At 43.0% G+C, this 23,417-nt stretch carries 15 protein-coding genes and 1 pseudogene; 12 read left to right on the forward strand and 4 right to left on the reverse strand.

Going from position 1 to position 23,417, the window contains the following annotated elements:
• Window positions 1-591 carry a chromophore lyase CpcT/CpeT gene (locus CSQ79_RS15340; RefSeq protein ID WP_099702044.1) on the forward strand — a complete coding sequence of 197 codons (591 nt, stop codon included), beginning with the start codon at window positions 1-3 and terminating at the stop codon, window positions 589-591.
• 107 nt (window positions 592-698) lie between these two features.
• On the opposite strand, the gene hemF is transcribed toward CSQ79_RS15340, so the two are convergent.
• Window positions 699-1,733: an oxygen-dependent coproporphyrinogen oxidase gene (gene hemF, locus CSQ79_RS15345; RefSeq protein WP_099702045.1), complete on the reverse strand. Its 1,035-nt coding sequence runs from the start codon at window positions 1,731-1,733 to the stop codon at window positions 699-701.
• Window positions 1,734-2,189: 456 nt separating this feature from the next.
• Between hemF and CSQ79_RS15350 the strand changes: the two genes are divergently transcribed.
• From CSQ79_RS15350 to glmS, 6 genes are all read left to right on the forward strand, one after another.
• Window positions 2,190-2,714 carry a polyketide cyclase / dehydrase and lipid transport gene (locus CSQ79_RS15350; RefSeq protein ID WP_099702046.1) on the forward strand — a complete coding sequence of 175 codons (525 nt, stop codon included), beginning with the start codon at window positions 2,190-2,192 and terminating at the stop codon, window positions 2,712-2,714.
• Between the two features lie 113 nt (window positions 2,715-2,827).
• Window positions 2,828-3,265 carry a DUF29 domain-containing protein gene (locus CSQ79_RS15355; RefSeq protein ID WP_289501166.1) on the forward strand — a complete coding sequence of 146 codons (438 nt, stop codon included), beginning with the start codon at window positions 2,828-2,830 and terminating at the stop codon, window positions 3,263-3,265.
• 216 nt (window positions 3,266-3,481) lie between these two features.
• On the forward strand, window positions 3,482-4,552 hold the full coding sequence (locus CSQ79_RS15360; protein WP_099702047.1) for an Mrp/NBP35 family ATP-binding protein: 1,071 nt from the start codon (window positions 3,482-3,484) through the stop codon (window positions 4,550-4,552).
• 70 nt (window positions 4,553-4,622) lie between these two features.
• On the forward strand, window positions 4,623-5,876 hold the full coding sequence (gene rodA, locus CSQ79_RS15365) for a rod shape-determining protein RodA (RefSeq protein WP_099702048.1): 1,254 nt from the start codon (window positions 4,623-4,625) through the stop codon (window positions 5,874-5,876).
• 272 nt (window positions 5,877-6,148) lie between these two features.
• Window positions 6,149-6,397 carry a photosystem I iron-sulfur center protein PsaC gene (gene psaC, locus CSQ79_RS15370; protein ID WP_015189585.1) on the forward strand — a complete coding sequence of 83 codons (249 nt, stop codon included), beginning with the start codon at window positions 6,149-6,151 and terminating at the stop codon, window positions 6,395-6,397.
• 251 nt (window positions 6,398-6,648) lie between these two features.
• Window positions 6,649-8,535: a glutamine--fructose-6-phosphate transaminase (isomerizing) gene (glmS, locus tag CSQ79_RS15375; protein ID WP_099702049.1), complete on the forward strand. Its 1,887-nt coding sequence runs from the start codon at window positions 6,649-6,651 to the stop codon at window positions 8,533-8,535.
• A gap of 14 nt (window positions 8,536-8,549) precedes the next feature.
• Here the strand turns inward: glmS and CSQ79_RS15380 are convergent, their stop codons facing one another.
• Window positions 8,550-12,260: a CAAX protease gene (locus tag CSQ79_RS15380; RefSeq protein ID WP_289501167.1), complete on the reverse strand. Its 3,711-nt coding sequence runs from the start codon at window positions 12,258-12,260 to the stop codon at window positions 8,550-8,552.
• Between the two features lie 135 nt (window positions 12,261-12,395).
• A complete protein-coding gene (locus CSQ79_RS15385) occupies window positions 12,396-15,128 on the reverse strand; it encodes an MGH1-like glycoside hydrolase domain-containing protein (RefSeq protein ID WP_099702051.1) in 2,733 nt (910 codons plus the stop codon).
• Between the two features lie 515 nt (window positions 15,129-15,643).
• On the opposite strand from CSQ79_RS15385, the gene CSQ79_RS27855 reads away from it, so the two are divergent.
• Window positions 15,644-15,766 (forward strand): hypothetical protein, encoded by a 123-nt coding sequence (locus CSQ79_RS27855; RefSeq protein WP_289501168.1) that lies wholly within the window; start codon window positions 15,644-15,646, stop codon window positions 15,764-15,766.
• A 31-nt stretch (window positions 15,767-15,797) separates the two neighbouring features.
• Entirely contained in the window at window positions 15,798-16,961 is a 1,164-nt protein-coding gene (locus CSQ79_RS15390) for a pyridoxal phosphate-dependent aminotransferase (protein WP_289501169.1), read from the forward strand.
• 182 nt (window positions 16,962-17,143) lie between these two features.
• Here CSQ79_RS15390 and CSQ79_RS15395 read toward each other — a convergent pair whose 3' ends face one another.
• Window positions 17,144-18,613: an aminotransferase-like domain-containing protein gene (locus CSQ79_RS15395; RefSeq protein ID WP_099702052.1), complete on the reverse strand. Its 1,470-nt coding sequence runs from the start codon at window positions 18,611-18,613 to the stop codon at window positions 17,144-17,146.
• A gap of 213 nt (window positions 18,614-18,826) precedes the next feature.
• Between CSQ79_RS15395 and CSQ79_RS15400 the strand changes: the two genes are divergently transcribed.
• The 3 genes and pseudogenes from CSQ79_RS15400 (at window position 18,827) to CSQ79_RS15410 (ending at window position 23,235) form a co-directional block, all read left to right on the forward strand.
• A complete protein-coding gene (locus CSQ79_RS15400) occupies window positions 18,827-19,072 on the forward strand; it encodes a hypothetical protein (protein WP_099702053.1) in 246 nt (81 codons plus the stop codon).
• Between the two features lie 293 nt (window positions 19,073-19,365).
• Window positions 19,366-19,480 (forward strand): annotated as a pseudogene (locus tag CSQ79_RS28915) (cytochrome c oxidase subunit 3); the annotation flags it as partial.
• 1,274 nt (window positions 19,481-20,754) lie between these two features.
• A complete protein-coding gene (locus CSQ79_RS15410; RefSeq protein WP_099702054.1) occupies window positions 20,755-23,235 on the forward strand; it encodes a phosphoketolase family protein in 2,481 nt (826 codons plus the stop codon).
• Window positions 23,236-23,417: the final 182 nt, after the last annotated feature.

A 23,417-nucleotide genomic window follows, 5' to 3' on the forward strand; every position in this document is an offset into this window, starting at 1 on the left:
ATGAATTTATCGTCTGAACTTACAGCGATCGCCCAATACCTCACCGGCGAATTTACAAATCAAGAACAAGCGATCGCGGAACCAGCTTGGTACGTTCACTTACGTCTTTGGCATCAACCAGTATCCTTGTTTACCGAAGACAGCTTTACGCTATTTGCCGAACAAGCCAATGTCCTCAAGCTCGATCAACCTTATCGACAACGCTTGATTCGCATTCAACAGCAGCCTAGTCAGGCGTCATTACAAGTGCAATACTATATGCCGAAAAATCCTACTGCTTTACGCGGTGCAGGTGCTAACCCTACAGTTCTCAAATCCCTTACAACAAATGATTTTGAATTACTTCCAGGTTGTCTTCTCGATGTCACTGCAAACCAATTAGAACGCGATTGCTATCACTTTAAAGCCACACTACCATCAGATCGCCGCTGCTGTTTTTCCTATGCTGGTAATACTGTACAAGTCTCAATCGGCTTTGAAGCCACTCCAGATGAGTTTTTAAGCTACGACAAAGGAATTGACTCCACAACTGGTAAAGCCACCTGGGGAGCCATTCTTGGCCCATATCGTTTTCGGAGAGTGAGAAGCTAGTGGGAGAGTGGGAGTGTTGGCGAGTTGGCAAGTGTTCGAGTAGTAGAGAAATTACCATACCCTCTTACCCTTCTACTCAACTACCCGCCTACCCTTTCGTCACCCAGTCATCCTTGATCTTTCCAATTTGCCCAATCTTGGGGTCTTAAAAAGGTTTCGTACAACTCAGCTTCTGGAGTATTTGGTTCAGGTTCGTAACAATATTCCCAACGTACTAATGGTGGTAACGACATCAGAATTGACTCAGTACGTCCATTAGTCTGTAAGCCAAAAATAGTACCTCGGTCATAGACTAAATTAAACTCTACATACCGACCTCGACGATAAAGCTGGAAATCACGTTCGCGATCGCCATACTCGATATCTTTGCGCCGCTTGACAATTGGTACATATGCTGGTATGAAAGCGTTGCCACAATCTTGCACGAAAGCAAAAAGTTCTTCCCAACCGCGCCGCGGTAAATCGCCGAGAGAGTTACTATAGGCAGCTGATATGCCATCGGGAGTAGGACCGCGATACAACTGTCCTTGCCCATCTTGGTAGTCAAAAAAGATACCGCCAACCCCTCTTGTTTCCTGGCGATGCTTGAGATAAAAATACTCATCACACCACCGCTTAAAGGTTGGGTAATATTCTGAGTGGTGAGTATCACAGGCTTGCTTAAGAGTTGTGTGAAAATGCCTAGCATCTTCAGCAAATGGATAGTAAGGGGTTAAGTCTGCACCCCCGCCAAACCACCATACTGGACCTGCTTCAAAGTAACGATAATTCAGGTGAACAGTGGGGACATAGGGATTTCGCGGATGCAACACTAATGAAGTACCTGTCGCAAACCATTTATGTCCTGCTGCTTCGGGACGCTGTGCCAAAATCGAAGGGGGTAGATGCGAACCCCACACTTCTGAAAAACCAACACCGCCTTGTTCAAAGATTGCACCATCACGCATGACACGCGATCGCCCACCGCCACCTTCTTCGCGATCCCAAGAGTCTTGGCGAAACTTACCAACTCCATCTAGTTGCTCTAACTCCTGACAGATGTTATCTTGCAGATTCTGCATGAGCTGTTTAACTCTGGCTTTTGCATCTTCTGGTGGTGGAGATTGGAAAGAAGATATCTGAGGATTTAAAGCAGTCGTCATAAGTCAACTTATCTTAAAAGCGATATTTCCAAAATTTGTGCCGAGTCGAGTCAATAAAGGTGTTTTGTCTTGCTATCAACATTTATAAACTGAGGCACAAATAATAATTGTGCCTTGTTCTGCCCCTTCAATTTTAAAATGCAACAATTCTTTCCACAGCACTCGCACACCGAGGTCAGATGCGTCTGCTGTTGCTATCAAAAATACTAAGGTTAAGCACGCATTATTTTTTTATCAAGTTCTACCATTCGAGAGAAGACAACAGCTAAATTATCTTAGACAGTCTGACTAGTCAATTGACTGTTACAGATGAAATAGGCAGCAATTGAAATTTTTCGATAAACATACTAGATTTTAGCGAAGTAGCTTATTTGATAAGCTACACTGAGCGCTCAAATTAGTAGCGATCGCCAAAGAATACGCTGGCAAAGCGCTACAGACAGGAGGATTAGAAAAATGCGAGGCTGGTTGTCCAAAATTATTCACCGCAAAGGTCGCCGGTTTCAATGTTCTTTAGTGCGAACATACCGAGAAATTAGTCCTGCCTCGGTGGATGAACTTTGGCAAAAAGTCGTAAACTTAGCAGATGTTTCTTGGCATCCGTTGCTCACTAGCACTAATGTTCCCAATGGTTTAGTACCCAAACCAGGTTTGATTTTTCAAGCAGTAACGCGCCTTGGTCCTATTCCCATTAAGATTTTTGTGGAGCGCGTAAATCCTGGAGAAATGATGAGTGTCAGAGTGTTGTCTATTCCAGGTGTAGAAGAACGAGTCATTTACCGCGTAGAGTCAACAGTGTGTGGTACTTGTGTTTCTTACTCTGTCACATTGAATGGTTGGTTATCACCTCTCATCTGGTCTTTAATTAAACCTCGTGCAGCAAAAGTTGCTGCGGCGTTGGCAGCTGCTACCGAACAAGCAACAAATAGTGCCTTGTCACCAAAACCAAAATCTTTAAAAGATAGTTGTTTTGACTTCTAAGCAACGGTAAGAACTCCTACATCACAATATGCTGCTATCCAACTACTACAGCTATAAAATTTAATAGCCGTATTAGGTTGGGTCAATATATTTTGACGCAGTTAGAGGACAACATGAATACACTTTACGACCGAGACTTTTATCAATGGATCGAAACAACTGTTAATCAATTAAGGCAACAGAAGTTTGACTTAGTTGATTGGGAGAATCTGATTGAGGAACTAGAGGGATTGGGCAGGAGTGAGAAACGAGCAGTTAGAAGCCATTTAGTGATTTTATTGCTGCACCTACTTAAATGGCAGTATCAACCAGAGTACCAAAGTCGGAGCTGGCGAACATCTGTCAATAATGCCAGAAGACAACTGATGAAATTACTGAAAGATAATCCAAGTTTGGCTGGAGATTTTCTTTTAGAATCAGTTCCTGATGCCTATGAAGAGGCGAAGGAAACAGCAAGTGAAGAAACAACTATTTTTCTGGAAAACTTTCCCGATGCTTGTCCCTATACAGTTGAGCAACTATTAGCTAAGGATTGGCTGCCGCGATCTTAGGTGACTATTTTTTGCTGCAGGCATTGATGACAGCATGAGCAACGGAGCCAGATCGGGGAGGAAATACTGCTTTCTACCGCGATGCTCAACGACAATGGCTTTATGTTCTAATGTCTCATTCTCAGATACTCACTAAGTACAGCACTTGCCCGTTAAGATCTAGGCAGGAGGCAATTTCATTGCCACAGTTGCGCCTTGCGTGAGAGTAAATCACCTATGTTAGAAACACTCAACTCCAGTTCCGTCTTAGAAGTTTTGCGCCCCGTGCAAGATCCAGAACTCCGCAAAAGTTTGGTGGAACTGAATATGATTCGCAATGTCAAGATTGACAATGGCAAGGTTAGCTTCACCTTAGTTTTAACAACTCCAGCTTGTCCATTACGTGAATTCATTGTTGAAGACTGTCAAAAGGCTGTTAAGCAGTTACCTGGTGTAACTGATGTTGCTGTTGATGTGACAGCTGAAACTCCACAACAAAAAAGTTTACCTGACCGAACGGGAATTTCTGGTGTCAAAAATATTTTGGCAGTTTCTAGTGGTAAAGGAGGAGTAGGAAAAAGTACTGTTGCAGTTAATATTGCGGTTGCGCTTGCCCAAACAGGAGCAAAAGTCGGATTACTCGATGCTGATATTTATGGACCAAACGCACCAACAATGTTAGGACTTGGAGAAACTCAAGTCATGGTACGGCAAGGTCAACAAGGTGAAGTGCTAGAACCTGCATTCAATCATGGTGTAAAACTGGTATCAATGGGATTTCTCATTGATCGCGACCAACCCGTGATTTGGCGCGGACCAATGCTCAATGGTATTATTCGCCAGTTCTTGTATCAAGTTGAGTGGGGAGAACTCGACTATCTGATTGTTGATATGCCACCAGGAACAGGAGATGCCCAGTTGACACTAACCCAAGCTGTACCAATGGCGGGTGCAGTGATTGTCACAACACCCCAAACTGTAGCATTACTTGATTCGCGCAAAGGCTTGCGGATGTTCCAACAAATGCAAGTGCCAGTGTTAGGTATTGTAGAAAATATGAGCTACTTTATTCCGCCAGATATGCCAGAAAAGCAATACGACATCTTCGGTTCTGGTGGTGGAGAAAAAACCGCAGCAGAACTTGGCATACCGTTACTCGGATGCGTACCGTTAGAAATCTCGCTGCGTCAAGGTGGCGATCGCGGTGTCCCTATTGTTGTTGCCTACCCCGATTCTGCCTCTGCAAAAGCTCTAAAGGCGATCGCACTTAGTATTGCTGGTAAAGTCTCTGTCGCCGCCTTAACTTAGAAATCAGGACGTTTGGATGAAAAATAAGTACACTTGGTTTTACTGAATTCCTTGACCTCTGACCTCCCATATGCTACGAATCTTATCTCCTCTGCGCTGGAAATATTGGCTAGCAGCGTGGCAACAAGTTGATTGGTTATTGCTTATTGCCGTGGTTGGCTTAACTGTGTTTGGTGGAGTTATGATCCGCAGTGCAGAACTAAATCAAGGGTTAACTGATTGGTGGCAGCATTGGCTTGTGGGTGGTATCGGTTTGATACTGGCGCTAATCATTGCACGTTGTCGCTACGAGAACTTATTGCAGTGGCATTGGGTTATCTATGCGCTGACCAATATTTCGCTATTGATTGTGATTTTTATTGGTACTACAGCTAAAGGTGCGCAACGTTGGATCAGTATTGGTGGCTTTAATATCCAACCTTCAGAGTTTGCCAAAATAGGAGTTATTATTACTTTAGCAGCCGTGCTACACTCGCGAACTGCAGCAACCATTCCGGCTGTCATAAGAGCATTAGCTGTAACTGCAATTCCTTGGTTATTAGTGTTTGTTCAACCTGACTTGGGTACATCCCTTGTTTTTGGGGCAATTACACTTGGAATGCTCTATTGGGGTAATGCTAATCCTGGTTGGCTAGTACTACTAATTTCTCCGATTGTCGCTGTTATTTTATTTAGTGTCTATCTACCTGCATGGTTTGTCTGGGCGACAACTATGAGTGTTATAGCTTGGCAAACTTTGCCTTGGCGTTGGTTAGGAGCATTAGGTGCGATCGCTACTAATTTTGCGGCTGGTCAATTAGGTTATGTTCTTTGGGGATTATTGCAAGACTACCAAAAAGATCGCTTAATTTTGTTCCTCAACCCCGAAAAAGATCCGCTTGGCGGTGGCTATCATCTGATTCAATCGCGGATCACTATTGGCGCAGGACAATTGTGGGGACAAGGTTTATATCAAGGAACGCAAACACAACTTAATTTTGTTCCAGAACAACATACGGATTTTATTTTCTCAGTCATTGGAGAAGAACTAGGCTTTGTTGGTGGTTTAGCAGTGTTATTTGTATTTTGGTTAATTTGTCTACGCTTGGTGCATATTGCTCAAACTGCCAAAGATAACTTCGGTTCTTTGTTGGCTATTGGTGTTTTATCAATGGTTGTTTTTCAGGCGATCGTTAATATTGCGATGACTATTGGACTTGCGCCTGTAACTGGCATTCCTCTGCCCTGGCTGAGTTACGGACGATCAGCATTACTCACAAACTTTATTGCTATTGGTATTGTTGAATCTGTCGCCAATTACCGCCAAAAACGATTCAAATTTTAGTTAGCTATTAAAGCTAGTACTCGGTAATGGGTAATAGGCAGTCTAAATCGCCACTCACTAGTTTTTCTATGTCTGTAAGGAATTCTGATACTACCGACGTCAACTTTCGCTGCGAGCAATTCCCTGACCCCCAATCCCCGATTTCTGACCCCTTTCTATTACAGAATTTAAAGTTCTGTAGCCTTTTGCTGAAACCGACTTCATCAGTGCGGTAAACTATGCCTTGAATATGAGTTTGTAAGAAAAAACGACTCGTTTGGAGCCTTTATTCAATGTCTCATAGTGTCAAAATTTACGATACCTGCATTGGCTGCACTCAATGTGTTCGTGCCTGCCCAACAGATGTGTTGGAAATGGTTCCCTGGGACGGCTGCAAAGCTGGTCAGATTGCTGCATCTCCGCGAACAGAAGATTGTGTAGGTTGCAAGCGGTGTGAAACTGCTTGTCCTACAGACTTTTTAAGCATTCGAGTTTATCTCAGTAATGCGGAAACCACGCGGAGTATGGGACTTGCCTATTGAGAATCTTTGAACTTCTCTGGCAACGAAATCAAGTTTAATATCAAGCGTCTTAAGCAAGAGTACCTTTTACTTGATTTTAATTGTCCAAATTCAATTCAACAGTTGGGGAAGTTTTATTCCCCTTTTTCTTTCTTAAGACAGAAGCTTCTTCAAACAAAGCATGGCGATCGCAAAAACTCAGTTCTTGACGATTTAAAATTGGTTATGTAGGTTTGACAAGACAGAGCAATTAATCAAGAGTGGTGGTGTAAATGTGCGGAATCGTTGGCTATATTGGCACTCAAGCAGCTACAGAAATTTTACTTTCTGGTCTAGAAAAACTAGAGTATCGGGGCTATGATTCCGCAGGAATTGCCACCATCTTTGAAGGTGAAATTCATTGTGTACGAGCAAAAGGTAAACTTCACAATCTCCGAGAAAAATTAGAACGAACTGAGAATCCTGCCCAAATTGGTATTGGACACACGCGTTGGGCAACACATGGCAAGCCCGAAGAGTACAACGCTCATCCACATATGGACATGGCGATGCGGGTAGCAGTTGTACAAAACGGCATTATTGAAAACTATCGCGAGTTACGCGAGGAACTCAAACAACTCGGACACGAGTTTCGCTCAGAAACTGATACTGAAGTCATTCCGCACCTCATTGCACAGTTTCTCAAAAACAAAAATTCGCATTCTTCGCCCTTTTTAGAAGCCGTTAGACAAGCCGTCAATAAGCTTGAGGGGGCGTTTGCGATCGCAGTCATTTCTGCGGACTACCCTGATGAACTGATTATTGCCCGACAACAAGCACCACTAGCAATTGGTTTTGGTCAAGGGGAATTTTTTTGTGCCTCTGATACTCCAGCTTTAGTACCACACACCCGCGCAGTGCTGGCATTAGAAAATGGTGAAGTGGCAAAATTAACACCCTTAGGTGTGGAAGTGTATAACTTTTCAGGCGATCGCTTGAAAAAACAGCCTCGTAGACTTAACTGGAATCCGGTTATGGTAGAAAAACAAGGATTCCGACATTTCATGCTCAAAGAAATCTACGAGCAACCTGGAGTCGTCAGAACATTTATTGAAGCTTATCTTAAAGACAACTGGAAGCCTGATAACGCTACAGAAACACCAATCAAACTCAATCTACCCGAACATCTATACGCTGACTTAGAGCAAGTGCAAATTGTTGCTTGTGGCACAAGCTGGCACGCTAGCCTAATCGGGAAGTACTTACTCGAACAGTTGGCAGGAATTCCGACTATGGTGCAATACTCCTCAGAATTTCGCTATGCACCACCACCTTTAACAACAAATACACTCATGATTGGCGTTACTCAATCAGGAGAAACTGCTGATACTTTGGCAGCATTGGCGATGGAAAAAGAACGCCGTAGAGATGTCTCACCAGAGTATCAAGTGAGATTATTAGGAATTACCAACCGCCTCGATAGTTCAATTGCAACAATTGCTGCTCACTTAATAGATACTCACGCGGGTATTGAAATCGGTGTTGCAGCAACCAAGAGTTTTATTTCTCAGTTGTTAGCATTTTATTGCTTAGCGTTAGATTTAGGCTTTCGCCGTAAAACATTGTCACCACATCGTTTGTATGAAATTCTTCAAGGAATACGTCAGTTACCTGCGCAGATTGAGTTAATTTTAGAAAGCCAAGAACGTTATATCCAAGAATTAACGCATCAATTTAACGACACGCAAGACTTTATTTTTATTGGACGCGGTATTAATTTCCCCATTGCTTTAGAAGCCGCGTTGAAATTGAAAGAAATTAGCTATATTCATGCCGAAGGATATCCCGCCGGAGAACTCAAACATGGACCAATTGCATTGTTAGATGCTAAAGTGCCTGTCGTTGCGATCGCCATGCCTGGTAGTGTTTACGAAAAAGTGATATCTAACGCCCAAGAAGCCAAAGCACGTGATTCGCAGCTCGTTGGGGTGACTTCAATGAATGATTCTGAAGCAGTTGAGACCTTTGATGACTTGATTCCTGTTCCTGCTGTAGAAGAGTTACTTTCACCCATTATTAGTGTAATTCCTTTACAGTTATTGGCTTACCACATTGCGGCACGTCGCGGCTTAGATGTCGATCAACCACGAAATTTAGCAAAGTCTGTAACTGTTGAGTAAACTGCTGCTCGCGACTACAGTGTGATGGGTGCGATCGGTTCAGTGTCCGGATCGTATCCACCAATTTGATTCGTTCGTAGAATCCATACAGATGCACCATACTTTAGAAAAGTCTGCACGATTGTATCGCTAGCTTTACGTGGCAGCATAGTTTGCCAACTACCCAGCCCAGTCCACAAGTTCCGTAATGGATTATCCTCTAGCGTGCTGCCCAAGTTGTATTCATTCTTTTCCCAATCTGTCCTTGATCCTCCCAAAGATTGCAGCTTTCCTTCTAGGTCTTTTCCCAATAGCTGTAGCTTTTTGAATCGCTGTTCTTGGTCTACTTCTTGTAAAAGCATTTGTAATACTTGAGGATTTTCTCGCAGGATACGAGCTGTTGTACGGATACTGGCAAAGAGTGCTTGGTTAGAGTCCTGCGAACAGTTATTAGCAGGTCCAACATAAGTACCGCCTGTGCCATCTCCAATCCGATAGCGAGCCGTCATCACTTGAAGCTGACGCATCATCAAATCTAAGGGAGAAACGGTCACGTTATTGATTGTGTAAGTGTTTGTAAAAGCATCAAGTTTAATGAGAATATCACAGGTGGGACGAGTGCCTACCCAACCAAACTGGCGATCGCCCATGTAGCGCGACCAGTGCAGCGTACCAGCTATTAATCCGTCAGTATTCTGGGTGTAAACCTGGTGATAGCAAATGTCAAATCGCAGTTCGTCAGCCAGCGGATCGCGAACAACTTCCGCCAAGCCATAGGCAAAGTGTCCGAAGAAAATGGGCGTTGCCGCAGCTGGTTCTTTCTTCTTACCACCGATACCACCATAAGTGTGTACCACTAATGCCCGATCGCCCACTTGCCAACCATCGATTGCCACTTTAATTGCAGCATCAGTACCGTTCAATCGGCTGGGACAAAGTACTGAAGAGATTTTGCCCTTTTGCTCGACTATATTTGCCCAAGCGCGTTTGCGAATATAGGTGTAGGCAGCTTTACGACCAAAAACAACCGCTTCAGGTTGCAGCCGGAACAGCACACGCGGCGCGAGGGATTGCACCACAAAAATGTCTTGAGCATCCTTTGCCCCATATACATACCAACCTGTTTCATTGAAGGGTGATTTTTCTAGATCGCGAGTTGTCGAGGGATAGCTACCATAAGCCTTTGCCAGGATGACCTGTGGCAAGTGCATCAGTTCTACTTTGCCGTTAAACTGACGCGCAACTCGATCGAAATGAATAACCTGAAACTGCTCGGTTCCGCCAACTGCTTGCACAAACCGTACTAGTGCATAAAAGCGTCCTGTAATTTGGATAGGCGTACTGTTGATGTAAAGTGCATCCTCGGTTACTTCTACTGCACGATCGAGCTTGACAATCAAGTCATCAACCGGATGCGCCCCTGCCAGAGATTCTAACGGATCAACCTGCTGCCAGTGATTGAGGCGATCGGGATGAATTGAACCGCCATACCTGCTGCTAAATTCTGCATCTGCGCTGAAGTGAACATCTTTTGTTACTGCTTGAACTAACTTCTGGACATCAGGATGGTCTACCCAACGCAACTTCACTGTCTGCCCAATCAGATGGCGATACTCCTTTGGCGCATGATGAACTTCAAATAGCACTCCCTGGACGAGCGATCGCACCTCTAGTTTAGGCAAGATCAAACGTCCCATCCAATCTCCAATTGGACGATACCATTTCAAATCAACAGTTTGAGCGATCGGGTAATAGTCAGGACGGTTGAAAGCTGCTGCCTGATACAAGGCATAGTGACTGGTTTGTCTTGAAATTGACTGATCCGCCCTCAGTGCTTCTCCGCGCAAAATCTGAAGGATGATCTCGATTGTCTGCTGTAGATAAGTTCGTCCATCTAATAGCGTTGCTTGTGGGTCCATGTATCCTCCTGGAACCTGATGACCCACAGGTCCGGCAGAGAGGATTGTAATTTTGCCTTTGCGCTTGCCTCGATTCCAATACGACAACACAAAAATTTTCCAGCGACCTGGAAACATAATCGGTCCCATCCGCTCGACAGTATCTTTGTCGCCTACAATATGATAAAGCTGCTCCAGCTTCAAAAAGTTATTGTTAGCGCTCATCACGCCACCCAGAGAGATGACATCAATAGATGCACCAGTTGAGCGCTTCAAATAGGGAGCAGCAGCAACTGACATTTCTCCCCCACCGCTATAACCAATCAGCGTAATTGGTACACCGCTTCCAGGCTGATAGCCTCGTTCAACTAAGCCATCAAAAATAACTTGCGCGATGCCCTGATTGTAAATAGGTCCATAGCGCTTATCGGAAGACACCGCCACAATGATCGTGTTTCGCAGGTTCACTAAAAGTCCTAACAAAGCTGCCGGATTTGTCCATCGCACTTTATCTGCCATTTTCCACAAAAATGCCAATGGGCGGTCTTGATCGAGAGGCTTGTTCAGCACTGAATACATCATTAAACCCTGTATCAATTCCACATCCTTGGGCAGAGCAGGCTGTAGTGCAGCCAAAAAATCTTCAATATCAGGCGTATACTTATCTCCCGACTGGGCAATTCCATCCAAATAAACGACATAGCGATTGATTGTGCGGTTAGCCGGTTGTGCCGCTGCTGATTCAGTATTTGCAGTTGCAGTATCGAGATCATCGCCATACCAACCTGCCCACCAACCTAACGACTCCAGTGGTGCTAGAATTCCGGCAAAGACGATCGCAACCACGCCAATCCAGACCAAATCAAAAACCAGCCGCAATAGACCCGATAATTCCTTGTACCAACCAAATAGACCATTGCGAATTGGACGCAGTAGCACTAAGACAATTGCAAACGCGATCGCCATGACTAATAAGCTCATCGCCAGCTTTAGAGGTTGAGAAATACCGCGTGTTTGATGTTTAAGCTGCACTAATGGATCGGATGTCTCGATCCTTTGAGTAATATTTAGGGTGGTAGAAGCGATCGGTTGAGTTATAAGGCTTTGAGCAACGGTTCGGGCTGCCTCTGGAGCAGAACGCCTTGGGATCTGAATCAATTGACGTTCTGGTAGCGGAGTTTGAGACGCTGTCATTATTGGTGTCGCAGGTCTTACCCCTGTTAACACTCGTTCTCTTAACTCTTGGCGCGTGTTTGCTAAATCAACTCCAGCAACGCGATCGGCGAGGCTGTAACCTAGGCGAGCAATGGGCTGTCCAATAGTTCCTGTTAAAACTTGCTTCACAACCCAGCCAAGCGCAATGTATATCAAAGCAGATCCAGTGTCAACCTGAGCAACAACAGCAAATCCCACCACCATTGCTAGTAAGTTCCAGACGGCAAGAATATTGTTGATAGGATAGCCAAAGTAAGGCAAGGCTCCTAGAAAGCTAAACAGCAAAGGTGTGTATCCTAATCCCAAAACTTTAACCAAGGTGAGGAATGATACGCGTGTTGACCACGGCAGGCGACAAATTAGCCAAGTGCTCAAGGCGAGAAAGATAAATCCAAACGTAAATAGAACAGCGTTTAGCAATAAACTAAACGCAAATCGCCTTGGCTTGACACGATTAATAAATAAAATAATACTTTGTCCAACAGCAAGCGATAGACCTGATAGCAGCACGACTAATAGTGCTAACCATAGTCCGTAGGGAAGTGTTATGACCTGCTGGAAGGCATCAAAGCTGAAAGTCAATGCACCACTAATCAGTTCACGCCAATAGTTCACTGCTAGATCAGACATCATGCTGCTCCTAAAAGAGGGGTCAGAGATCAGGGATCAGGGCTTAGGGAAATTTCCACACAAAAGATGAGGATGAAATAATAGATACCTTGTGTTTTGTCACATCGGTATAGCTTCTGTGAAATAGTTGTCCAAAACTCATTGTTTATACTGTGGAGCATCGCTTGGCGTAGCAGTTTGAAGAATAATCTCTTTAGTCATAAATCCAGATACCTGAATTATGCGGGCAATGCAACCTGTCCATCCTGTTTGGTGACTAGCGCCGATTCCCGCACCGTTATCGCCATGAAAATATTCGTAGAACAAAATCAGATCGCGCCAATGGGGGTCAGTTTGAAACTTTTCTGTGCCACCATACACCGGACGACAACTCGATTCATCTTTGGAGAAAATGCGAATCAACCGTTCCCCGATCGCCTGGGCAATTTCAAATAATGTTTTCTGCTGCCCTGAACCCGTTGGGTATTCAATTGTGAATGAGTCAGCATAATAACCGTAGAGATGTACTAACGCTCGGATCAATAGAAAGTTGACAGGCATCCAAATCGGACCGCGCCAATTGGAGTTACCACCAAACATGCCCGTATTTGAGTCACCTGGCAGATATTCCACCTTGTATTCCTGCCCAGCGTGATAGAAAATGTAGGGATGGTCTTTGTGATAGCGCGATAGTGCTCGAATACCGTAATCGCTGAGAAACTCACTTTCGTCAAGCATTCTAGACAAGACACGGCGCAGTTTCTGCTCGTTGAGAATGGACAGCATCAATCGTCCGTCATGTCCAGGCTGGCTGGGTAAATGCAAGCTATCGACTAATTCGGGATGGCGTAGCATAAATAGCTTTGCCCGTTCTTTAAATCGGGGTAAAAGCCGGAAAACATCTTTTGGAAAAACTGACACTGCCATCAAGGGTAGCAAGCCAACCATCGAGCGAACCTTTAGCCGCACTGCTCGATCATCCGGCAAGCGCAGTACATCATAGAAAAAGCCGTCTTCTTCATCCCACAGTTCTTCTTGGTTGTCACCAGCCCGATCCATCGCACCTGCAATCCACAGCGTATGCTCAAAGAACTTGATTGCTAAATCTTCATACAAGGAATCGTGAATCGCTAACTCGATCGCAATTTGCAGCATGCGTTGACTGAAGAACACCATCCAGGCAGTACCGTCTGCTTGCTCTAAATATCCGCCTGTAGGTAGTGGAGAACTGCGATCAAACACGCCAATGTTGTCGAGTCCGAGGAAACCACCCTCAAAGATATTGTTACCGCCTTCGTCTTTACGGTTCACCCACCAGGTGAAGTTAATCAGCAGTTTCGAGAAGGCATATTTGAGAAATTCGATATCACCCTTGCCGTTGTTGAGTTCGCGATCGCGGGTGTAGGTTTCCCAAGTTGCCCAGGCATGAACCGGAGGATTGACGTCGCTAAAGTTCCACTCGTAAGCAGGAATCTGCCCGTTAGGATGCAAATAGTCATCGCGCAGCATCAGTTCAAGCTGCTGCTTGGCAAAATCGGGGTCAACTAAACTCAGCGGAACCATGTGAAACGCCAGATCCCACGCTGCAAACCAGGGATATTCCCACTTGTCTGGCATAGAGATTACATCATCGTTGTACATGTGGAACCACTCGCTGTTGCGAATTCGTTGCTTCTGTTCAGATGCCATCCAGGGAGTGATACCATGCTCTTTTAGCCATTGATCCAAGTCGTAGTAGAAATACTGTTTTGACCACAGCATTCCAGCTAATGCCTGCCTATAAATGTTGTAGCGATCGGTGTCGGCTCTTACAGATTTAGGAGTAATCGAATCATAAAATTCATTTGCTTCTTGCAAACGAGTCGCAAAAATCAAATCAAAATCGTCCATCGGATCGCCAATTTGAGCTGGAGTTGCTTTCGTTAACCGCAACCGCAGAACTTGCGTTTCACTGGCTTCCACAGTTAATGAATAGTGTGGTGCAACCTTTGTACCGATTTGCATTGAGTTGACTGCTTGCTGCTGTCCATGCACAATATAGTTATTGATGCCATCTTTGACGTAAGGATTGGTATTGGCAGAACCAAATAATCGTTCGTTGTTGGTTTCGTTTTCTGTAAACAGTAGCGGTACAGCTTGATCGCAATAGAAATAGTAATCTCCCAGCTTTTCATTAAACAAATCATCTGTGTGATAGGCATGAATGACACTCACGCCTGTACCTTCAAGCTTCTGCATCACAGGTTTTGATCCACCATTTGCCCAAGACCAAGTATTGCGAAACCAAAGTGTTGGCAAAATATCAAGTGCTGCTGCTGAGTCTCCTCGATTGCACGCGCTAATCTTAATTAAAATATCTTCGGCATCTGCTTTGGCATATTCAACAAAAATATCAAAGTAACGATTGCCATTGAAGATCCCAGTATCTAATAATTCATACTCCAACTCATCGCGACTACGACTGCGGTTAGTTTGCACCAGATCGTCATAAGGAAAGGCAGCTTGCGGATACTTATACAGATATTTCATGTACGAGTGTGTCGGCGTGCTGTCGAGGTAGAAATAATATTCCTTAACATCCTCACCGTGATTACCTTCACTGTTGGTCAAGCCAAACAATCTCTCTTTGAGAATTGGATCGTTGCCATTCCAAAGCGCCAACGCAAAGCAGAGTAAATTATGATCGTCCGTTATACCGCCAAGTCCATCTTCTCCCCAACGATATGCACGCGATTGCGCCTGATCGTGTGAAAAATAGTTCCAAGCATTGCCATCTTTTGAATAATCTTCCCGCACTGTACCCCATTGACGTTCGCTAAGATAGGGTCCCCACTTTTTCCAGTTCGTTTGTCCTTGTCGCGTGGCTGCGAGGCGTTGGGCTTCTGACGTCATAGTAATTCCAAGACAGCTAAGTTTGCTGAGCATAGAATTTTTATGTTTGCATCTTATGTCTAAAAAATTGGAAAACTTGCTTAGAATTTTTATATTTGCCTCTTATGTTTTGAGCAAAAAAATATCATCAAAAATCAAAAAGCTTTTTAAAAACACTTTTGTAAGCTTTTATTCTATGCTTAGGTTTCGCAGAGGAAAATGCTATATAAACTCTTACTATTTTTATATCATAAGAGATTATTCAAAACAGTTTGTCTTGGAAACTAGAGAATAATAATGGAGTAATAGCAATTACACCACCTAGTTATTTTACTAATATTCATCAGGAATTTGTTTTTCAGACAATGCGCAGTTTATACAATTGTTTAAACATGCGAACTGACGTTAGCAAGGTAGCGAGGAGCTTTATTGATAGTAGAAAACTTTATTTGGTTTTGATAAACTACTTTTCAAGTAATCTAACCTCTAAATCCTAAAGTGCAGGTTTGCATAGTGTCTTCTCTTAAAATTAGTTCATGAATAGTGACTTAATTCCTTTTCTTGTTAGTGCGATCTTACTCGTCGCTTACCTCGTTTTTTCGGCAAAAACAGAGATGGGAACTAAACTTTTCTGGAAAAAGAAACCCCCAACACGCTAAATTTGGAGGATTGATGCGCAAGTTGTAGAAAATGAAAACCATGACAACATCGCGGATGCAGGCGGTACAGTCGCCAGTCATTCCGATTGTGGGAGAACTGATTCGCAGTGTTCCTGGCACAATTTCTCTAGGGCAAGGTATTGTATACTATCCACCGCCACCGGAAGCAACCGATCTGACTCAATTCTTTGCCGATCCGACAAATCATCAATATAAAGCTATTGAAGGTATTCCCCCTTTGGTTGCAGCAATTAAAGCAAAACTGCAAGCTTTCAATGGGATTGCTCTTGATCGGCAATGCATCATGGTAACGGCTGGTAGCAATATGGGATTTATGAATGCGCTGCTGGCAATTACCTCGGTAGGTGATGAAGTTATTCTCCAAACACCTTATTATTTCAATCATGAAATGGCGATCCAAATTGCGGGGTGTCGTCCAGTCTTTGTTTCTACTGATGAAAACTATCAACTCCGCCCCGACGCGATCGCGCAAGCAATTACAGAAAAAACTAAAGCCGTGGTGACAATTTCACCCAATAATCCAACAGGTGCAGTTTATTCTCAAGAAGCATTACGCGAAGTCAATCAACTTTGTCGCGATCGCGGAATTTATCACATTAGTGACGAAGCCTATGAATACTTTACCTACGACGGCGTCGAGCACGTTTCTCCTGGTGCATTTCCTCAAAGTAATTCTCAAACAATTTCGCTGTACAGCCTTTCTAAAGCTTATGGATTTGCAAGTTGGCGGATTGGTTACATGGTGATTCCAGAAAACTTACTTGTTCCTATCAAAAAAGTCCAAGATACAAACTTAATTTGTCCGCCAGTTGTTTCCCAGTATGCTGCGTTGGGGGCACTACAAACAGGTTTTGATTATTGTGGCAGTCATATTCAAGCGATCGCTAGGGTACGCCAAGTTGTTTTGCGATCGCTCAACTCACTGCAAGGATTATGTACAATTGCACCTGCTGATGGTGCTTTTTACTTTTTCTTGAAGGTGCACACGCAATTAGATGCCTTTGAACTAACCGAACGCCTGATTCGCGAACATCGAGTTGCAGTACTTCCAGGGACAGCTTTTGGTATGGATCGCGGGTGTTATCTGCGCGTTGCTTATGGCGCATTACAAGAATCCACTGCCAAAGAAGGTGTGGAACGTTTAGTAAAGGGCTTGCAAACAATTTTAGTTTGACATTTGTGTAGTTGTGTGCGTGTATAAGTGAATACTAAAATGCCCTTCGACTCCCTTCGGGGCTATTCAAACTAAGTGGGCGGAAGCACAATAGAGTAGGAATTGTAGTAGTAATTGCACGGTGATAAACTTAGTTTTTTAGCTGCAAATTCATTTATTAAGCATTCGTGCAGGAGGTATAATTATGACAAATACTTTTGCACTAATTCGCCCAAGACTAAAATACCTCGATCGATCTTCTCTGGAGACAAGGTAAAGTTAAGACGTAATGCAGGATATCCCTGTTGTCCAGGGAAGAATGGTGTTCCTTCAGCAACAAAAACTCCACGCGATAGTGCTTGTTGACAAATTTTGGACATTGGTAAGCCTGCTGGCATTTGTACCCATAAAAATGCACCACCATTCGGAACTGTCCACGATGCTGAGGGTGGAAAGTACTTTTGCAAGGCACTTAGCATGGCGTTTTGACTTTGACGATGTTGAGTTTGTAAGTGTGCTAAATGATGACGATAGTGTCCTGAAGCAAGATACTCACTCACAATTGCTTGAGACACTGTAGAAACATGAAGATCGTCGAGTAACTTGCGTTCGACTAACGGTTGATAATGCTTTCCTGTAACAACTAAGTAACCGACACGGATACCTGGCATTAAGGTTTTAGAAAAAGTCCCTACATAAGTTGCGATATCTTTGCGATCCAAAGCTTTAATTGGCGCAGGAACAGGTTCAAAGTTCAACCCTTCATAGGCATTATCCTCTAAAATGACGCATTCGTAACGCTCTGCAAGCTGTAGCAATTGTTGACGATGTGATTGAGAAGTTGTAATTCCTGTAGGATTGTGCAGAGTACTCACAGTAAATATCAGCTTTGGGCGATAGGTGTGAAGATTTTTTTCCAACAACTCAAGATTCATGCCTTCAGCTGTCATGGGAATACCAATGACTCTTGCTCCCATGTTGTATAACAGTGAAAGCATTCCGTGCCAGGTTGGACTTTCAACAATGACCCAATCACCTGGTTTAACGTAGTAATGAACAACTAACGACAATCCTTGTTTAGAACCATTGGTAATAATGAGGTTATCTGGTGTGACATTCATCCCGTGCTGCTGTACTAGCATCCGGCTAATTTGCTGCCGCAGCATCAATTGTCCTTGTGGATTGTCATAGTTAAATAAGCTACCCGTAACTTGCTTGACAGCCCTTCTGGCGATGCGTGGTAAATCTTCTAAACCTGATTCAGAAGGAAAGCCGCTACTCAAGTCGATCATTCCTGGTGAAGAACGTGCTTGCAATGATGCCATGTAGAGATTAAAAAATGCCCCACTCTTAGCTTCTTCAAATAGAAATGGTGGTGGTTGCTCAGAGACAATGACATCTTGAGGAGGCGCAAAATTGGAAACTGATTTGCGATGTGTAGGATTGACAAAATACCCTGAACCCTGACGCGCTGCAATTAACCCGTCAGCTTCAAGAACGTTGTAGGCTTCGATAACTGTTAACTTATTAACTCCTGTATTTTCGGCTAAAGCGCGAATTGAGGGAAGTTTATCGCCGGTTTGCAAAGCTCCTGTTTCAATTAATCGACGAATGCGATCGCGGATCTGCAAATAAACTGCTTTGGATGAATGCCGCTCTAAAGGAATTCTCACGGTTCCGTCCTTCTTGAAGAATGACAATCCGATGATGTTTTGTCATCATAAATGATTCTTTGATAAATGTCCTGGTACACTTCTACTTTATTCATCTAGAACAGTTAAATTTGCATGAAACTGTACTATTTAAAATATTTTAATTTGTACCTTCCTTTTAAGAAAAAAGTATAAGAAAACTAAAGATAAGAGCTGAATTAATTATATAAATCCATGAAAGCCTCTGGTTTTACAAATATTTATCTACAAAAAAAGCAGAATACTAAAAGTCTATTCAGAATTATTTTATTACGTTTGTTTCAAGCTTTAACAAGTCGCGATCGCCTACAAGTTTGGCAAAAAAAAGATCGTTATGGTCGCTCTTATTGGCAAGCTTATGATCCAGTTTCAGACAGTAAAATTAGCCTTGCCTCAGAAGCAGAAATGCGAGTCTGGATTGAACAACGCTATTACAAATAATTATGGAACCTACAGTTTATTTTCTGACTTATGGATGTTGGTTAAGTTACTGTTGGTTATTAACTAACGCTAAAAATCAACCGCTTCCTCCTCCATCACGTTTTGAGCGTAAGCGTTCTCAAAAAATAAAGATCCGTCTTCGTTGCCAGCAATTTTGGTTTTGAACGAGTAATCTAAAGTTTAAAGATACTAATTCACCAAAAATAGCTGCAGTGGAATGTCATGTAGTGCAGAATCTCGCGAGATGTTTCGCTTGGCTCAACATGACAGTTTAAGTACTTTTGCAAGCAATCTATTATTCTGTCGCTAGACACACCGGCATTGCAACAGCAGAAATCTATTGGCACTTTGTAGATATTATCTAGATTGTTTATGTTTACACTGCTATACGTCCTGACTCAATCGTAAAGGAGTGTTTTGTGAACAATCTTTAGGAAAATCGAGAAGCGATCGCGTTTGGAAACAACCACCTGTTTTGGTATTGCGATGTCAAAGCTGACTGAAACGAACTGCATCGCGCCTTTTGGTTATGGTTATGCTGGATTGCTACGTAGAACAAGTAATACTGTTTTGGATTTGTTACATACAAGGAAGCAGAGGTACAGAGGAGAGTAGAGAATTATGATTTATGGCTCATTTTTACTTATAAAGAAATTAGACTAGGGCAATTACTACTATTGATAGTTGTCAATAACTTAGTCTTTCGTTAATTGCTTATTGAACATCTACCCTCCAAGTACTCTTTTTATAAAACTTTACCTTTTCAATATCTTCAAAAAGTGGAAAAGACTTATAGATAAATCTTATCGTTATTATAAGCATGAATTTATTTACAAGTGTTAAAAAAAGTAAATTGCTATACAGTTGCTTCCTTCAAAAGCAGTAAATATTAAAAAAATCTTAAAAACTAACATTATTTATTGAAAATGAGCTTCCCTGGAAGAGAGGTTGACAAAAAAACGAAGCCTTAACTTAAAGTAGTTAATGATACAAATCAAGTTAAAAAAACACGTATTTTATAAGCTTCAGTAATCATAACTACTTTTTTGAAATTTACTGTATGTCAGAATGATAGATACAGAGTAAACAATGAATCAAGAGCTAAAAGCTTAATCAACAAATGAAACATTAGGAACGAAGCATAAAGTAGATGCCGCATAAATAAGTTAGCAATATTTTTCTACAAGTGCTAGGATTCTACAGTTAGGTCAATAGCTTATTCATAAATCTGTTTAAACTTAAAATTAAACATTCCCCTGAGTAAATTTTCTATTGATATAAAGGTTACTAACGTATTAGATAAAACTCTCACTTAAGTCAGTAGAAGATAGAAAGAGTAGCAATCTATAATTAAGTTATTACTTGTCAAGTTCCGAATAGAGTATTTAAGAAAAAGTTCTAATTTTAGAAACATTCTCATAGTTAGGCATTGTAATTAACATATTTAAAATTGCTTCCTCAATTTAAGCCAGGTGATTTGTTACTCCAAAAGTGAAAAATCAACAAAAATTTGTTGATTGAATAGCATTTCAGTAGATGAGAAAGAAACATATTATGTTCTCCATTTCCCAGTTATATCGACATTAAAATAAATAAGTTTCCTAAGCTTAGTTTCTTGATTAAGCATGAAGCAAAAAGGAATTGATGTAGATTTCTAAAACTTACAAGGAAGGCATATCAATATGGTTCAAGCGATCGCATCTACACTCCAAGCAGGTCCTTTATCTGCCGAAGAACTCCGCAAGATGAATGCGTACTGGCGTGCAGCAAATTATCTTTCAGTAGGACAAATCTATCTACTTGATAATCCACTACTAAGAGAACCGCTAAAAATCGAACACGTCAAGCCGAGACTACTAGGACATTGGGGGACAACACCAGGGTTAAATTTTATCTATGTCCACCTCAATCGCGTCATTAAAAAGTACGACGTAGATACTATATATATCACAGGTCCTGGTCACGGTGGTCCTGGATTAGTTGCCAATACTTACCTAGAAGGTACTTATAGCGAGTATTACCCAAATATCTCCCCAGATGCCGAGGGGATGAAAAAACTCTTCAAACAGTTTTCCTTTCCTGGTGGTATTCCTAGCCACGTCGCGCCAGAAACTCCTGGTTCGATTCATGAAGGTGGTGAGTTAGGGTATGCATTATCGCACGCCTACGGTGCAGCGTTTGATAACCCTGATTTGCTTGTTGCTTGCGTTGTGGGTGATGGCGAAGCAGAAACAGGACCTCTAGCAACAAGTTGGCACAGTAATAAATTCCTCAATCCGGTCTACGACGGTGCAGTGTTGCCGATATTACACTTGAATGGCTACAAAATTGCTAACCCGACAGTATTAGCGCGTCTCTCGCACGAGGAGTTGCAAAGCTTATTTGTTGGGTACGGCTACAAGCCTTATTTTGTGGAAGGCTCTGATCCAGAAACAATGCACCAGTTAATGGCTGCAACTTTGGATACAGCGATCGCAGAGATTAAAGAAATTCAAAATGAGGCGCGCAGCAATGGATTCACAAAACGTCCTCAGTGGCCGATGATTATTCTGCGATCGCCCAAAGGTTGGACAGGACCCAAGGAAGTTGATGGCAAGAAAACTGAAGATTACTGGCGATCGCACCAAGTTCCTTTGGCAAACATGGCTAGTAACCCAGAACACGTCAAACTCCTACAAGACTGGATGAAGAGTTACAAACCAGAAGAACTCTTCGATGAGAATGGTAAATTTATACCTGAATTGGCAGAACTTGCCCCGCAAGGACAACGACGCATGGGCGATAACCCTCACGCCAATGGTGGAATTCTGCTTAAAGATTTAAAAATACCAGATTTTCGCGACTATGCAGTGGAGGTAGATAAACCAGCAACAGTTGAAGCGGAAGCAACGCGCGTTATGGGAACCTTCCTCCGTGACGTGATGAAACGCAATTTAGAAAGCCGCAATTTTCGGATTGTTGGTCCTGATGAAACCGCATCAAACAGACTCAACAATGTATTTGAGGCAACAGACAGAACTTGGTTAGCCGAAATCCTGCCAGAAGATGACCAGCTATCGCCAGACGGTCGCGTGATGGAAATCTTGAGTGAACACACTTGCCAAGGTTGGTTAGAAGGCTATCTCCTCACAGGTCGTCACGGTTTATTCTCATGCTACGAGGCGTTTATTCACATTATTGATTCGATGTTCAACCAACACGCTAAATGGTTGAAGACAACCCGTCATATTCCCTGGCGCAGACCGATCGCCTCGCTCAATTACTTGCTAACTTCGCATGTTTGGCGACAAGATCACAATGGCTTTTCGCACCAAGATCCTGGTTTTCTCGATCATGTCATGAACAAAAAAGCAGAAGCGATTCGTGTTTATTTGCCACCTGATGCCAATACCCTACTATCTGTCACCGACCACTGCTTGAGAAGTCGTCACTATGTCAATGTAATTGTGGCAGGCAAACAACCAGCGTTACAGTACCTGGATATGAATGCCGCGATCGCACATTGCACAAAAGGTATTGGAATCTGGGAGTGGGCGAGTAATGATCGCGGCGGCGAACCTGATGTTGTGATGGCTTGCTCTGGCGATATTCCCACACTAGAAACTTTAGCCGCAGTTGATCTTTTGCGGGAAAACTTCCCCGATCTGAAAGTGCGCGTCGTCAACATAGTCGATTTAATGACACTGCAGCCTGAGACAGAACATCCTCATGGTTTAAGCGATAAAGACTTCGATAGTATCTTCACCACTGATAAACCGATTATCTTTGCCTTTCATGGCTACCCCTGGTTAATCCACCGCTTAACCTACCGCCGAACAAATCACAAAAACTTGCACGTACGAGGTTACAAAGAAGAAGGAACAACAACCACACCGTTTGATATGGTCGTCCTCAACGATCTTGATCGCTTCCACCTCGCAATCGATGTGATTGACCGCGTGTCCAAACTAGGATACACCGCTGCTTATGTTAAACAAATGCTCTACGACAAATTAATTGACCACAAGCATTACATCAAGAAATACGGCGAAGATATGCCAGAAATTCGCAACTGGAAATGGCGGTACTACGGTGCTGATGGCGAGCAAGCGCCTCCGCAACGCAGTGATAGTGGTACTAATCCATCTCAAGAGGGTGCTGAAGGGACAGCAGCAGGTTCTTAGACAGGTCTTCTCCCCCAACGTCCCAAGTCTAGGGGACTTCTCAGCTGTTTGCAAAGGCTACTGTTATAAACTGCCCCCAACCCCAATTTTGGGGGCTTATGAACCAACTTTGAAGTTTCAAGGTAGAGAAATTGAGGAAACTTCTCTACACCTCTAACTTGAGCAATAGGACTTGCTACATG

The organism is Gloeocapsopsis sp. IPPAS B-1203 (assembly GCF_002749975.1).
Taxonomy (GTDB): Bacteria; Cyanobacteriota; Cyanobacteriia; order Cyanobacteriales; family Chroococcidiopsidaceae; genus Gloeocapsopsis.

What these genes read in the sequence shown, in the direction of transcription:
- psaC (WP_015189585.1), top strand. Translation starts at nt 6,149, where the DNA reads ATGTCTCATAGTGTCAAAATTTACGATACCTGCATTGGCTGCACTCAA.
- CSQ79_RS15385 (WP_099702051.1), bottom strand. Translation starts at nt 15,128, where the DNA reads ATGACGTCAGAAGCCCAACGCCTCGCAGCCACGCGACAAGGACAAACG.
- CSQ79_RS15410 (WP_099702054.1), top strand. Translation starts at nt 20,755, where the DNA reads ATGGTTCAAGCGATCGCATCTACACTCCAAGCAGGTCCTTTATCTGCC.
- CSQ79_RS15350 (WP_099702046.1), top strand. Translation starts at nt 2,190, where the DNA reads ATGCGAGGCTGGTTGTCCAAAATTATTCACCGCAAAGGTCGCCGGTTT.
- CSQ79_RS15340 (WP_099702044.1), top strand. Translation starts at nt 1, where the DNA reads ATGAATTTATCGTCTGAACTTACAGCGATCGCCCAATACCTCACCGGC.
- hemF (WP_099702045.1), bottom strand. Translation starts at nt 1,733, where the DNA reads ATGACGACTGCTTTAAATCCTCAGATATCTTCTTTCCAATCTCCACCA.
- CSQ79_RS15390 (WP_289501169.1), top strand. Translation starts at nt 15,798, where the DNA reads ATGAAAACCATGACAACATCGCGGATGCAGGCGGTACAGTCGCCAGTC.
- CSQ79_RS15380 (WP_289501167.1), bottom strand. Translation starts at nt 12,260, where the DNA reads ATGATGTCTGATCTAGCAGTGAACTATTGGCGTGAACTGATTAGTGGT.
- CSQ79_RS15400 (WP_099702053.1), top strand. Translation starts at nt 18,827, where the DNA reads ATGAAAGCCTCTGGTTTTACAAATATTTATCTACAAAAAAAGCAGAAT.
- CSQ79_RS15360 (WP_099702047.1), top strand. Translation starts at nt 3,482, where the DNA reads ATGTTAGAAACACTCAACTCCAGTTCCGTCTTAGAAGTTTTGCGCCCC.
- CSQ79_RS27855 (WP_289501168.1), top strand. Translation starts at nt 15,644, where the DNA reads ATGAATAGTGACTTAATTCCTTTTCTTGTTAGTGCGATCTTACTCGTC.
- rodA (WP_099702048.1), top strand. Translation starts at nt 4,623, where the DNA reads ATGCTACGAATCTTATCTCCTCTGCGCTGGAAATATTGGCTAGCAGCG.
- CSQ79_RS15355 (WP_289501166.1), top strand. Translation starts at nt 2,828, where the DNA reads ATGAATACACTTTACGACCGAGACTTTTATCAATGGATCGAAACAACT.
- glmS (WP_099702049.1), top strand. Translation starts at nt 6,649, where the DNA reads ATGTGCGGAATCGTTGGCTATATTGGCACTCAAGCAGCTACAGAAATT.